General features: G+C 34.6%; 10 protein-coding genes. 6 read left to right on the top strand and 4 right to left on the bottom strand.

Annotation, left to right across the window (positions count from 1 at the left end):
* Positions 1-79 precede the first annotated feature (79 nt).
* The gene (locus tag ACSVH9_RS01305; protein WP_438062127.1) at positions 80-2,713 is read right to left on the bottom strand and encodes a valine--tRNA ligase; all 2,634 of its coding nucleotides are present in this window, start codon (positions 2,711-2,713) and stop codon (positions 80-82) included.
* A 219-nt stretch (positions 2,714-2,932) separates the two neighbouring features.
* Between ACSVH9_RS01305 and ACSVH9_RS01300 the strand changes: the two genes are divergently transcribed.
* Positions 2,933-3,316 (top strand): DUF1573 domain-containing protein, encoded by a 384-nt coding sequence (locus tag ACSVH9_RS01300; protein ID WP_064714611.1) that lies wholly within the window; start codon positions 2,933-2,935, stop codon positions 3,314-3,316.
* A gap of 7 nt (positions 3,317-3,323) precedes the next feature.
* Here the strand turns inward: ACSVH9_RS01300 and ACSVH9_RS01295 are convergent, their stop codons facing one another.
* A complete protein-coding gene (locus ACSVH9_RS01295) occupies positions 3,324-4,655 on the bottom strand; it encodes a PDZ domain-containing protein (RefSeq protein WP_438062126.1) in 1,332 nt (443 codons plus the stop codon).
* Between the two features lie 125 nt (positions 4,656-4,780).
* On the opposite strand from ACSVH9_RS01295, the gene ACSVH9_RS01290 reads away from it, so the two are divergent.
* The 5 genes from ACSVH9_RS01290 (at position 4,781) to lgt (ending at position 9,924) form a co-directional block, all read left to right on the top strand.
* Positions 4,781-5,980 carry a pyridoxal phosphate-dependent aminotransferase gene (locus ACSVH9_RS01290; RefSeq protein ID WP_438062125.1) on the top strand — a complete coding sequence of 400 codons (1,200 nt, stop codon included), beginning with the start codon at positions 4,781-4,783 and terminating at the stop codon, positions 5,978-5,980.
* Positions 5,981-6,164: 184 nt separating this feature from the next.
* Positions 6,165-6,836 (top strand): GTP cyclohydrolase I FolE, encoded by a 672-nt coding sequence (gene folE, locus ACSVH9_RS01285; protein ID WP_298295000.1) that lies wholly within the window; start codon positions 6,165-6,167, stop codon positions 6,834-6,836.
* A gap of 150 nt (positions 6,837-6,986) precedes the next feature.
* Positions 6,987-8,465: a cysteine--tRNA ligase gene (gene cysS, locus ACSVH9_RS01280; protein ID WP_438062124.1), complete on the top strand. Its 1,479-nt coding sequence runs from the start codon at positions 6,987-6,989 to the stop codon at positions 8,463-8,465.
* Positions 8,466-8,668: 203 nt separating this feature from the next.
* Positions 8,669-8,914 (top strand): membrane protein insertion efficiency factor YidD, encoded by a 246-nt coding sequence (gene yidD, locus ACSVH9_RS01275; protein ID WP_438062517.1) that lies wholly within the window; start codon positions 8,669-8,671, stop codon positions 8,912-8,914.
* 59 nt (positions 8,915-8,973) lie between these two features.
* Positions 8,974-9,924, top strand: coding sequence for a prolipoprotein diacylglyceryl transferase (gene lgt, locus ACSVH9_RS01270; protein ID WP_438062123.1), 951 nt, complete (start codon positions 8,974-8,976; stop codon positions 9,922-9,924).
* Between the two features lie 45 nt (positions 9,925-9,969).
* On the opposite strand, the gene ACSVH9_RS01265 is transcribed toward lgt, so the two are convergent.
* Together ACSVH9_RS01265 and ACSVH9_RS01260 are read right to left on the bottom strand one after the other, a co-directional pair.
* Positions 9,970-10,578: an acyloxyacyl hydrolase gene (locus ACSVH9_RS01265; protein WP_438062122.1), complete on the bottom strand. Its 609-nt coding sequence runs from the start codon at positions 10,576-10,578 to the stop codon at positions 9,970-9,972.
* 75 nt (positions 10,579-10,653) lie between these two features.
* On the bottom strand, positions 10,654-12,762 hold the full coding sequence (locus ACSVH9_RS01260) for a prolyl oligopeptidase family serine peptidase (protein ID WP_438062121.1): 2,109 nt from the start codon (positions 12,760-12,762) through the stop codon (positions 10,654-10,656).
* Positions 12,763-13,052: the final 290 nt, after the last annotated feature.

Raw genomic sequence — 13,052 nt, 5'->3', positions numbered from 1 at the left:
CAGTAATTAGTAATCCATAAAAAAACCAATGTTGGTAATTCAACATTGGTTTTTTTTGGTTTTATACTTTTAACAGATGTTATTTTAATCCCGCCAAACTTTGCTCAATAGTAGCAATTTTTGCTAAGGCATCAGCTTCTTTTTTACGTTCCATTTCAATTACTTTCTCAGGTGCACCAGCTACAAATTTTTCGTTAGCTAATTTTCCTTGTACCGATTTCAAAAAGCCTTTGGTATAGTTTAATTCCTCGGTCAATTTCGCAATTTCGGCTGCTACATCAATATTTCCAGTAATCGGAATAAAATATTCGTTAGATTTTACACGGAAAGACAAAGCACCATCCACTTTTTCTGAAACATATGCTAATGAAGTTATATTCCCCAATTTAGTTACTATTGCATCGAAATACGTAGAAGCTTTATCATTGTTCACCACTTTCAATTCAATAGTATCTTTAAACGGAATGTTCTTGTCTTTACGAATGGTTCTAATTCCAGAAATTACTTCGATTGTATTTTCGAAATCAGCTATTAATTGAGCGTTGAATGGCTTAATCTCTGGCCAAGTCGAAACGATTAATGCTTCTTCTTTGGTTCTATCCGCGATTAAATGCCATATTTCCTCTGTCAAGAAAGGCATAAATGGGTGCAACAATTTCATATTGTTTTCTATCATTTCGATGGCTTTATCAAACGTAGCTTTATCAATTGGTTGTTGATAAGCAGGTTTGATCATTTCTAAGAACCAAGAACAGAAATCATCCCAAACCAATTTATAAATTCCCATCAAAGCATCTGAAATTCTATATTTTTCAAAATTGTCTTCAATCTCGGCTAGCGCTTGTTGCAACTTTGCTTCGTACCATTCAATGGCAACTTTTGAAGATTCGGGTTGTGGAATCGTTTCAGAAACTTCCCAACCTTTGATCAATTTGAAAGCGTTCCAAATTTTGTTAGAAAAACCTTTTCCTTGATTGCATAATTCTTCGTCGAACATAATGTCGTTTCCTGCAGAAGCACTCAAAAGCAATCCTACACGAACACCATCAGCACCAAACTTTTCAATTAATTCCAAAGGCTCTGGAGAATTCCCCAAAGACTTCGACATTTTGCGACGTTGTTTATCACGAACCAAACCTGTTAAATACACATTCGTAAATGGTTTTTCACCAGCATATTCATAACCCGCAATAATCATTCTGGCAACCCAGAAAAATAAAATATCTGGTCCTGTAACCAAATCATTGGTCGGATAATAGTATTTAAAATCTTCATTTTCAGGATCCATTATTCCACCAAAAACAGACATTGGCCATAACCAAGAAGAAAACCAAGTATCAAGAGCATCTGGATCCTGACGAAGGTCAGAGGTTAGAAGTGAGGAGTTAGAAGTTTTTTCTTTGGCTAACGCTAAAGCCTCTTCAATGTTTTCAGCTACTACAAAATCCTCTTTACCGTCACCATAGAAATAGGCAGGGATTTGTTGTCCCCACCATAATTGACGGGAAATATTCCAATCGCGAATGTTGTTCAACCAATGCGCATATGTATTGTTAAAACGAGAAGGATGCAATTTAATATCTCCATCTTCTAAAACCGATTTAATCGCTGGTTTTACTAAATCATCCATTTTTAAGAACCATTGGTCAGACAATCTTGGTTCGATTACCGCCTTAGTTCTTTCAGAGGTTCCTACTTTATTTAAATGAATTTCTGTTTTAGCCAAAGCACCTATTGACTCTAGTTCCTGAGCAATTTCGGTACGAACTACAAAACGATCTTTTCCTTGGTAGTGTAAACCAAAACTATTTAAAGTAGCATCTTCATTGAAAATATCAACAATCTCTAAATTATGTTTCTCTCCTAGCGTCTTATCATTCATATCGTGTGCTGGAGTAACTTTCAAACAACCCGTACCAAACTCCACATCTACATACTCATCTTCGATAATTGGAATTACACGACAACAAATAGGTACAATCGCTTTCTTTCCTTTTAAATGAGCAAAACGGTCATCATTTGGATTAATACAAATTGCAGTATCTCCAAAAATCGTTTCAGGACGCGTAGTCGCTACCGTCAAGAAATCTTCTGACCCTTCAATTTTATATTTTAGAAAAAATAATTTCCCTTGTTGTTCTTCGTAAATTACCTCTTCATCAGACAAAGTAGTTTTCGCTTCAGGATCCCAATTTACCATTCGGTAGCCGCGGTAAATCATTCCTTTGTTATACAAATCCACAAAAGATTTGATAACAGATGCCGACATATCTGGATCCATTGTAAATTTGGTTCTATCCCAATCACAAGAGCAACCTAATTGTTTCAATTGTTCTAAAATGGTTCCACCATATTTATCTGTCCAATCGTAGGCGTGTTTCAAAAATTCTTCACGAGTTAAATCGGCTTTATTGATGCCTTCTGATTTTAATTTAGCCACTACTTTTGCTTCAGTAGCAATCGATGCGTGGTCTGTACCAGGTACCCAACAAGCATTAAAACCTTTCAAACGAGCTCTTCGGATTAAAACATCTTGAATCGTATTATTCAACATATGTCCCATATGTAAAACTCCTGTAACATTTGGAGGTGGAATTACAATGGTGTAAGGAGTTCTATGGTCTGGTTCCGAATGAAAATAATTGTTTTTCATCCAGTAAGCATACCATTTATTCTCAATGGTTTTAGCGTCAAATTGTGCAGGAATACTCATTTTATAATAGATACGTTTTATTAGTAATTGTATGTTTTTAGGTAATTGAATATCAAACTCAAAGAAAGTAAACAATACCACATTTAGTTTTTGGTTCGATATTTGTAAGTGTACCGTTGGCAAAAGTAATTAATAAAGTAGAGTATAAAAAGCGAATTAATAATTTGTACTCTAATTAAAACAAACTATATTTACTCAACCCAAACAAAGTCCAATTATATGAAAAATCTTATCATTGTAATAGCCACAGCGCTCTTTACCATTACAACCTACAGCCAAAGTGGCCCAAAAATCCAATTTTCGGCACCCGATAACACTATCGATTACGGCAAAGTGAGTAAAAATGCGGATAACGGTATTCGTACTTTTGAATTTAAAAATACAGGGGATGCACCTTTGCAAATCATCAATATACTATCTACCAAAGAGTGTAGCATTTTGAGTAAACCAACTTCGGCAATTCAGCCTGGACAAAATGGCAAAATAGAAGTAAAATACAATATGACTCCGGGACCTATCAGAAAAACCATCACTGTTGAAACCAATGCAGTAAATCAAGAGAATGGTAGAGTTGCCTTAAAAATCAAAGGAGAGGTTATATAAAGCTATTTTAAAGTTCACTTTCTAACCTGAAAGTGAACTTTAATTTGTTATTATCTCTCAAAACCACTATGGTAATATTTTTATCTTCTTCCACCATAAAAAGATTGTTTATTTTTTGAAGCGAATACTTAAAGACTGGCACGCCGCTAACAGAAACAAGCTCATCTCCTACTCGCAAACCACATCTTTCGGCAGCTGATTTTTTGCGAATGTTTGCAATAACATAATTCGGTTTTAACTCGAATTTATATTTATAATTATTAATTACTTTTCCAAATTCTTCATTACTTGAGCCGTCTGGTTTCAAAAGATTATTTTCAAGTTTCACATAATCTTCTACCCATTTCAATCCATTTTGCTCAATCTCAATACCGCTTTTATTATACTTAAAATGAGATTTGAAATTTCCATTTTTCTTGAGATATATCGTCCCTCTTTCATAATCAAAAACAACTTTAAATCTCCTAAAGATTTCAGCACCAATAGAACCTACTCTATTATCAACCATTTTAACGTGTTTCAACGAACTCGAATCCGGAAAAGCAACAATTGGAGTAGTAAACTTAAAATCAGCCATTTTTAATTCACTTATTTTAGCTCTTTTGCCTTCGATATCTCCACTAAATCCTTTTCCTAAAAAATCGTCAAAATTCTTTTTAGGTACATTAATCCCTTCCGTATAATTTTGAAAAACCCAAATTGCATCGCTATTCCCTATATCAATCAACATCTTTGACTGAATATAAGTATCCTGCATTTTCAACTGAACATTGAAGTAAGGTTTGGCTTTTTCGATTGAAATAGGAATCTTGACAAATTTTTTATCCAATTCTTTCTGGTATTTGGCATTTGGTTTTGAAACCTTTATTTTTTTTCGGATATAATCAATTTCTACCAAGTTGTTTTTAAAAAATTGTGTTCCAATAATCCCATTTACAGGGATACCAATATGTGCGGAGAGATTAAAGTTTTGGTCTAAAATGATATAAAAACTTTGCCTTGAAGAAACCAATCCTCTAACAAACATATAGTTATTAGAAGACTTCAATCCTTCAATAGACTCATTACTGCCCAAACCCCGTAGTTGAATTTTATCAACATTATACAAATTCAATTCCTTTTTATCATCCAAACTAAACAATAAAGTCTCCTCTACTCCTGTATCCAATAAAAAGTTAAGCTCAATACCATTAACGGTAATGGGCACAAAAATGAGATTATTGATTAATTGAAATGGTATCTCAACTTGAGTTTGATTGGCTAAAAATTGAAACCCTTCTTGCGCACGATTAGTATACTGTCCTAGAAAAAATAATAGAAAAAAAAGAGCTATTCTCATTAAAAAAGGTTTCGGTAATATTACAAAAAATCCAACATATTTGTTAGAATTTGATAACAAATAGGACTTAAATTTACATTTAATTTGGAAAAAAAAATGCAATTTTGCACCAAATTATAAAAAACATGCCTAGTATTTCAATCAGAGGTAAAAAAATGCCTGAATCGCCAATTCGAAAATTAGCCCCTTTTGCAGATTTGGCAAAATCAAAAGGACGCAAAGTCTATCATTTAAACATTGGTCAACCCGATATAAAAAGCCCCGAACTCGCTATTGAAGCTATCAAAAATATACAACTAGATATTATTGAATATGGACCATCTGCTGGTTATGAAAGCTATAGAAAAAAATTAGCCAAATTTTATCAAAATCAAAATGTTTCAGTAGACACTGAGGACATTATGATTACAACAGGAGGTTCTGAAGCTTTACTTTTTGCCTTAGGAAGCATCATGGACCCCGAAGACGAAATAATTATCCCTGAACCTTTTTATGCTAATTACAGTGCTTTTTCGGCTGAGTCAAGCGCACGAGTTGTTCCGGTAATTTCTAATATTGAAAGTGGTTTTACCCTTCCAACGATTCAAGAATTTGAAAAAGCTATTACCAGTAAAACGAAAGCAATATTAATTTGCAACCCCAATAATCCTACTGGATACCTCTACTCTGAATCTGAAATAAATCAGCTTGGTGCATTGGTTAAAAAATATGACCTCTTCCTCATTGCTGATGAAGTATATCGTGAATTTATTTACGACGAGAAAGACCTACATTTCTCTGTAATGAACCTAAAAGGAATTGAACAAAATGTCATTATGATTGATTCAGTTTCCAAAAGATACAGTATGTGTGGCGCTAGAATAGGCTGCTTGGTAACCAAAAACAAAGAAGTTATTGCCGCTTCTATGAAGTTTGCACAAGCTCGTTTGTGCCCACCTACAATTGAACAAATTGCCTGTGAAGCCGCTATAGACACTCCAAAAAGTTATTTTGACGAAGTAATTGCAGAGTACAAAGAAAGAAGAGACATTTTAATCCATGAACTTAACAAAATAGATGGAGTACTAGTAAAAAGCCCAAAAGCCGCTTTTTATTGTATCGCCCGACTCCCTATAGACAATGCCGATGATTTTGCACAATGGCTTTTAGAAACGTATGAATTTAATGGAGAAACTGTTATGGTAGCTCCCGCGGCTGGTTTTTATTCTACTCCTGGCGTGGGTTTAAATCAAGTTCGTATTGCCTATGTTTTAAGTAAAGAAGAGCTCATAAAAGCGGTTCACATTCTAAAAGAAGCAATAAAAGAATACAACCAACGTTCTTAGAAACAAAAAATAGAAGTATAAAAAGACAATAATTCAAAGGAGTTATTGTCTTTTTTTGTTAAAATTACACCCGAAATATTAAGAAAAACAAGGCAATTAATTCCCTCAAGCGATTGAATTTGTTACTATTTATTATTTATCTTTACCCCTTGAAAAATACACACCCAACAAATAGTAATTTTTAATGACAAATAACGAAGAATTCCACGACGAAATAGGAAATAATCATATTAGTACCAACGCTAATAATCCGATAAGAGAAGATGCTTTTGCTATTTCGGATGAAGAAAAAATTGAACGCATCAAGAAAGATGTAGAAAATATGTTGCTTACTTTGGGTATGGATTTAACGGATGATAGCCTAAAAGGCACCCCAAATCGTGTAGCAAAAATGTTCGTAAAAGAAATTTTTGGCGGTTTAAATCCAAATAAAAAACCAAAAGCCTCAACCTTTGATAATAACTACAAATATGGTGAGATGTTGGTTGAAAAAAACATCACCTTATATTCTACCTGTGAACATCATTTGTTACCTATTATAGGAAGAGCACACGTGGCTTATATTTCTAATGGTACTGTAATTGGCTTGTCTAAAATGAATAGAATTGTTGAATATTATGCAAAAAGACCTCAAGTACAAGAGCGTTTGACAATGCAAATTGTTCAAGAACTTCAAAGAGCATTAGGAACAGAAGACGTTGCTTGTGTAATAGATGCCAAACATCTTTGCGTAAATTCTAGAGGAATAAAAGATATCGAAAGTAGTACGGTAACCTCAGAATTTGGTGGAAAATTCAAAGAAGCACAAACCAGAAGAGAATTCTTGGATTACATTAAATTAGAAACGAAATTCTAAGAGTTTATGTTTTTTTGTTCAATCGGTTAAATAGTTAATCGATAGACAACAGATTTTTTACTTTTTTCAAATAAGCAATCACGATTCATAAGTTTGCAATCAATAATTCAACGTTAAACATTAAACCGTTAAACTGTTAAACAAAAAGAAATGCCTTTATACAATCATCAACCCCTCAAAATATACAATTCTCTATCTGGAGAAAAAGAACCATTTGTACCCGTTCACGAAGGAAATGTAGGAATGTATGTTTGTGGCCCCACAGTTTACAGTAATGTTCACTTGGGGAACGTGAGAACTTTTATGTCATTTGATGTAATATTCAGGTATTTATTGCATTTGGAATACAAAGTTCGCTATGTGCGTAACATTACCGATGTAGGTCATATCGTGGATGATGTAGATGAAGGAGAAGATAAAATTGCTAAAAAAGCGAGATTAGAACAATTGGAACCGATGGAAGTAGTACAGCGTTATACTGTTGATTTTCATCGTATTTTGAGTGCTTTTAATTTTTTACCTCCGAGTATTGAACCTACAGCTACTGGACATATTATAGAGCAAATTGAAATTATCAAGAAAATAATAGATAATGGTTTTGCTTATGAAGCCAATGGTTCTATTTATTTTGATGTGGTAAAATTTAATGAAGACCATCATTACGGAATTTTGAGTGGCAGAAACATCGAAGATATGTTGGCTAATACTCGAGATTTAGACGGTCAATCCGATAAAAGAAATCCTCAAGATTTTGCTTTATGGAAAAAAGCGGAACCACAACATATTATGCGTTGGCCTTCGCCTTGGAGTGATGGATTCCCAGGTTGGCACCTAGAATGTACTGCAATGAGTACTAAATACTTGGGTAATCATTTTGACATTCACGGTGGTGGAATGGATTTGAAATTCCCACATCACGAATGTGAAATCGCTCAAAATGAAGCGTGCACAGGACACACACCTGTAAATTATTGGATGCACGCTAATATGCTTACTTTAAACGGTAAGAAAATGGCAAAATCGACTGGAAATAATATTTTACCAGGAGAGATTTTGACTGGAGACAATACTATTTTGAGCAAACCGTTTTCTGCTTCGGTGACGCGTTTCTTTATGTTACAAGCACATTACAGAAGCATACTTGATTTTTCGGATGATGCTATTGTGGCAGCCGAAAAAGGATACAAACGATTAATGGAAGCCCTTTCGTTATTGAAAGACTTACCTACAAGCGCTCAATCGTCTGTTGCGATTGAAGATTGGAAACAATTGTGTTATGATGCGATGAATGATGATTTTAACACACCTATCCTAATTGCGCATTTGTTTGAGGGCGTTCGCTATATTAATGTCATCAAAGATGGTAAGGAAACTATAACAGCAGAAGATTTGGCTTCATTTACAACCGCTATAGAAGCATTTGTATTTGAGGTTTTGGGTCTTGAAAATGAAAAAATTTCGGATAGCAGTAACGATAAACTAGAAGGAGCCATTCAGTTATTGATTGACATGAGAAAGCAAGCCAGAGAAAACAAAAACTTTGCGCTTTCGGACCAAATTAGAGACCAATTATTGGCTCTGGGTATTCAATTAAAGGACGGAAAAGAAGGCACTACTTTTAGTTTATAAAACAGAAAATTAGATATTAGAAGTGAGAAATTAGAAGTTTAAAGTTTCCAAAAAATCACTTTCTATCCTTTTAGCCCCGATGGGAGTGGCATCCTTTGCCTTTTTTCTGTAAAAAGGCAAAGATATAACGGACAGCAGGACCCATACTTACTGAAAATGCCTTATTTACCTGCTCCTAATTAGTAGTTGACTAACAAAAGATGATGTTAAATAAATTTTTTACCTACCCATTAATTCTTTTGGTACGCTTTTATCAAGGAGCCATCTCCCCTTTTACACCAGCCGCCTGCAGGTACGAGCCCACTTGCTCGAGCTATATGATAGAAGCGTTGCAGAAACATGGCTTTTTGTTTGGCACTTATTTGGGTTTGAAACGGATTTTGAGTTGTCATCCATGGGGAGGAAAAGGCTACGACCCTGTTCCTGAAAAAAAATGCACACACAAATAGTAATTAAACGTTTTCAATTTGATTACATTTAAAGTTTATATTTACAAAAAAAATTACACATGACACACGCTTTGAACTTGGTTTGGAATCCATCTGAAGGATTAGATTTAGGCTTTTTTATGATTCGATATTACAGCCTAATGTTTGTAGTAGCTTTTGGATTGGGTTGGTACATCATGAAACATATTTTTGAACGCGAAGGAGAACCGATAGACAAATTGGATTCGCTTTTTATATGGACAGTTTTAGCCACTTTACTTGGGGCACGATTAGGTCATGTTTTCTTTTATGATTGGGAATATTACCGCAATCATCTAGTTGAAATTGCACTTCCAATTCGTGAAAATGTCAATGGAAACCTTTTGGGTTTCATCAAGGGTTGGGAATTTACAGGTTTTACAGGTTTAGCCAGTCATGGTGCTGCTATTTCTATAGTAATTGCTATGTATTTCTACAGCAAAAACATATTGAAACGCCCACAATTATGGATTTTGGATCGCGTAGTAATTCCTGTGGCTAGTGGTGCTATTTTTGTACGTTTGGGTAACTTTTTCAATTCAGAAATTATCGGAAAAGAAACCACCTCTTCTTTTGGGATTCGCTTTTTGAGAGATCAATTTAGCCCAAGAGACGTTGTAAATGCTACTGGAATTGCCAATCCAAATGAAGCCTATACTGCGATTGCAACAGATCCTAGATTTGCCAATTTATTAGCACAAGTTCCTGCAAAACACCCAACTCAGTTGTATGAGGCATTTTGTTACATCTTCGTTTTTGCCATTTTGTTTTTCTTGTATTGGAAAACAGAAGCGAGAAAGAAATCAGGCTTTTTGTTCGGATTGTTTCTAGTACTTTTATTTACAGTTCGTATCATTGTTGAGTCGGTAAAAGAAAGTCAAGGCGGTTTTGAAAGCGAATTGGGCAACATTCTTTCAACGGGACAATGGTTGAGCATACCATTTATCCTTATTGGTTTGTTTTTTGTTTTTAAAGCCAAAAAAGAAGCTTAATCTATATTTTTGAAAAAAGCGCTACTTCTTTAAGTAGCGCTTTTTTTATAATGGAAAAACAATTCCTAGTTCTATATTTTTAGTATTAAAACCCGCATTGGAAGTATTCAAACCCGCATTGGAAGTGTGTCGAAAACTAGGCCTTATATCTAGTAAAAAATGTTTTAACTCTAAAGTATACCCTAGTGCTAAAATATCACAAAAAGCAAAACCTTTAGACAAGCGTTCGGTCTCGGTATCTGTAAGCATAGGACTTATGCTTCCTAAAACGTAAATAGCACTTCGTTTACTGATCTTTTTTTGAACCGTCATTCCTAAATGCAAAACAACTTCGTTAATGGTTTTTAATTGCATAAAAGCGTCTCGTTTGGCTTCATAATTTGGCGTTTCAGGTTTTACAAAATAAAAATTCAGCAATTGATGAGAAGCGTGATTGTATTCTGGGCCAAAGAAAAAAGAAAAATCAATTCCCTTGTAAGTCCCCCATTTTTTATAAAACAACACTTTATAACTGGAATTGGTATACGTATAATCGGTGTTTTTAAAAGCATTTCCTGTTCCATAAGAAAAACCTACTTTCCAACTATCATTACTCGATTGACACCATATAAGATTACTACAAAGGAGAAATAAAAAAGAAATAAATAATCGCATGCACATAATTGGGTTAAATAAAAAAGCATTCCTATGAATCTAGGAATGCTTTCAAAAGTAAACTAAAAATTTGTATTATTTAGGAATGGATTTAAATCCCATATTGAACAAAGTAAACGCCTGAATATCGGCAGCTTCTTCAATGGTTTTAGAAACTGGTTTTCCAGCACCATGACCGGCATTGGTCTCAATACGAATCAAAACGGGGTTACTGCCTGTTTGTTTTTCTTGTAATTCAGCTGCAAATTTAAAACTGTGCGCCGGAACTACACGATCATCATGATCTCCCGTTGTTACCAATGTAGCAGGATATTTTACTCCTGACTTAACATTATGTACTGGTGAATAACCTTTTAAATAATTAAACATTTCTTTGGAATCTTCAGCTGTGCCATAATCATACGCCCAACCTGCACCGGCAGTAAACGTATGGTAACGCAACATATCCAAAACACCTACTGCCGGAAGTGCAACCTTCATCAAGTCTGGTCTTTGTGTCATTACAGCTCCAACCAATAAACCACCATTAGAACCACCGCGAATTGCTAAGAAATCTGATGAAGTATATTTTTGAGCAATTAAATACTCACCCGCCGCAATGAAATCATCAAATACATTTTGTTTTTGCATTTTGGTTCCCGCATCGTGCCATTTTTTACCGTATTCACCGCCTCCACGCATATTGGCAACAGCATAAATTCCGCCCATTTCTAACCAAACTGCATTGGCAATGCTAAAACTTGGTGTTAAACTCACATTAAATCCACCATAACCATACAAAATAGTTGGATTCTTTCCGTTTAATTGCAATCCTTTCTTATGGGTAATAATCATCGGAACTTTGGTTCCGTCTTTTGAAGTAAAAAATACTTGTTTAGATTCATAATTTTCAGAAACAAAATCAACTTTAGGCTTAACATAAACAGACGACTTACCACTTTCAGGGAAGAAGGTATAAGTGGTTCCTGGTGTAACGTAGTTGGTAAATGAAAAATACAACTCTTTATCTTTGGCTTTTCCTCCAAAACCTGAAGCTGTACCAACACCTGGCAAGGCAATAGTACGGATTAGTTTTCCTTTATAATCAAATTGTTTGACAACAGACACAGCGTCTTTCATATAATTAGCAAAAATATATCCAGCACCAGTCGATGGATTTAATACTTGCTCGGTTTCTGGAATCAAATCTTTCCAGTTTTCAACACCTGGGTTTGCTACATCTACAGTAACAATTCTTTTGTTAGGCGCTTTTAAATTGGTAACAATAAACAATTTACTGCCTTCATTATCCAATACGTCTACATCATATTCAAATCCTTTATGAATTGCAACAATAGGGCTATTTGCAACAGACAAATCTTTAAAGTACAATTCATTCCCTGAGGTAGAATTAGCTGCAGAAATAAACAAATAACGATTATCATCCGATACATAGCCACCAACATATCTGCGTTTTTCTTGGTTACCAAATAGAATAGCATCTTCGGCTTGTTTGGTTCCAAGCTTATGAAAGAATAAGCGGTGTTGGTCTGTTTTTGCCGAAAGTTCACTTCCTTTTGGTTTTTCGTAACTAGAATAAAAAATCCCTTCGTTACCTTTCCAAGACAAACCGCTAAACTTTACATCCACTAAAGGTTCACCTATACTCTGCTTCGTTTTAGCATCAATAAAAATAACTTTTCTCCAATCACTTCCCGCTTCTGAGATAGAATAAGCCACTAAAGAACCATCTTTAGAAAAACTCAAACCATCCAATGAAGTTGTGGCGTCTTTAGAAAAAGTATTGGGATCTAAAAACAACTCTTCAGCCCCTTTAGCATCTTTTCTATACAATACTGATTGGTTTTGCAATCCATTATTTTTATAATAATACGTATAATCTCCTTCTTTGAAAGGAGCTGAAACTTTTTCATAATTCCAAAGTTTTTCCATACGTGCTTTAATCGTATTTCGAAAAGGAATCGCTGCTAAATAATCGAAGGTCACTTTGTTTTGCTCTTTTACCCATTCGGCAGTCTCGGCTGAACGGTCATCTTCCAACCATCTAAAAGGGTCTGGAATAGAATTACCAAAATAAACATCTACTTTGTCAGTCTTTTTAGTGGCAGGATACTTTATCGCGGATTGCCCATACGAAAGCAAAGAAGAAGAAACAATCATAGTACTTAAAATTACTTTTTTCATATATGTGAAATTAATTTAAAATGGAAGACAATTTTATAAAAATACTTCAAAACAAATCTAATAAATTACCCTCAAAGTAAATATAAAACAAAAGTTATTTTTGGGCGTGACCCTCCATAAAAATTCCGGGTCGGGCTGTACGTTCCCGCTTCCCGATGAAAAATCGGGAGAGCTCCACTGCCATCCCTCACGCAACTGATCAACAATTCCTATTTTAGAAAACACAACTATAAACCTAAATATATAAACAAAAAAAAGGGCGCATTATACAATGCGCCCTTAGTTATAAA

This window comes from Flavobacterium sp. RSSB_23 (assembly GCF_051547145.1).
Taxonomy (GTDB): Bacteria; Bacteroidota; Bacteroidia; order Flavobacteriales; family Flavobacteriaceae; genus Flavobacterium.
This window is presented reverse-complemented; position numbering and strand designations above follow the sequence as displayed.

Bases quoted from the DNA above. Each gene is read 5' to 3' on its own strand.
- cysS (WP_438062124.1), top strand. From the start codon at position 6,987: ATGCCTTTATACAATCATCAACCCCTCAAAATATACAATTCTCTATCT.
- ACSVH9_RS01260 (WP_438062121.1), bottom strand. From the start codon at position 12,762: ATGAAAAAAGTAATTTTAAGTACTATGATTGTTTCTTCTTCTTTGCTT.
- ACSVH9_RS01290 (WP_438062125.1), top strand. From the start codon at position 4,781: ATGCCTAGTATTTCAATCAGAGGTAAAAAAATGCCTGAATCGCCAATT.
- ACSVH9_RS01265 (WP_438062122.1), bottom strand. From the start codon at position 10,578: ATGCGATTATTTATTTCTTTTTTATTTCTCCTTTGTAGTAATCTTATA.
- folE (WP_298295000.1), top strand. From the start codon at position 6,165: ATGACAAATAACGAAGAATTCCACGACGAAATAGGAAATAATCATATT.
- ACSVH9_RS01295 (WP_438062126.1), bottom strand. From the start codon at position 4,655: ATGAGAATAGCTCTTTTTTTTCTATTATTTTTTCTAGGACAGTATACT.
- yidD (WP_438062517.1), top strand. From the start codon at position 8,669: ATGTTAAATAAATTTTTTACCTACCCATTAATTCTTTTGGTACGCTTT.
- ACSVH9_RS01305 (WP_438062127.1), bottom strand. From the start codon at position 2,713: ATGAGTATTCCTGCACAATTTGACGCTAAAACCATTGAGAATAAATGG.
- lgt (WP_438062123.1), top strand. From the start codon at position 8,974: ATGACACACGCTTTGAACTTGGTTTGGAATCCATCTGAAGGATTAGAT.
- ACSVH9_RS01300 (WP_064714611.1), top strand. From the start codon at position 2,933: ATGAAAAATCTTATCATTGTAATAGCCACAGCGCTCTTTACCATTACA.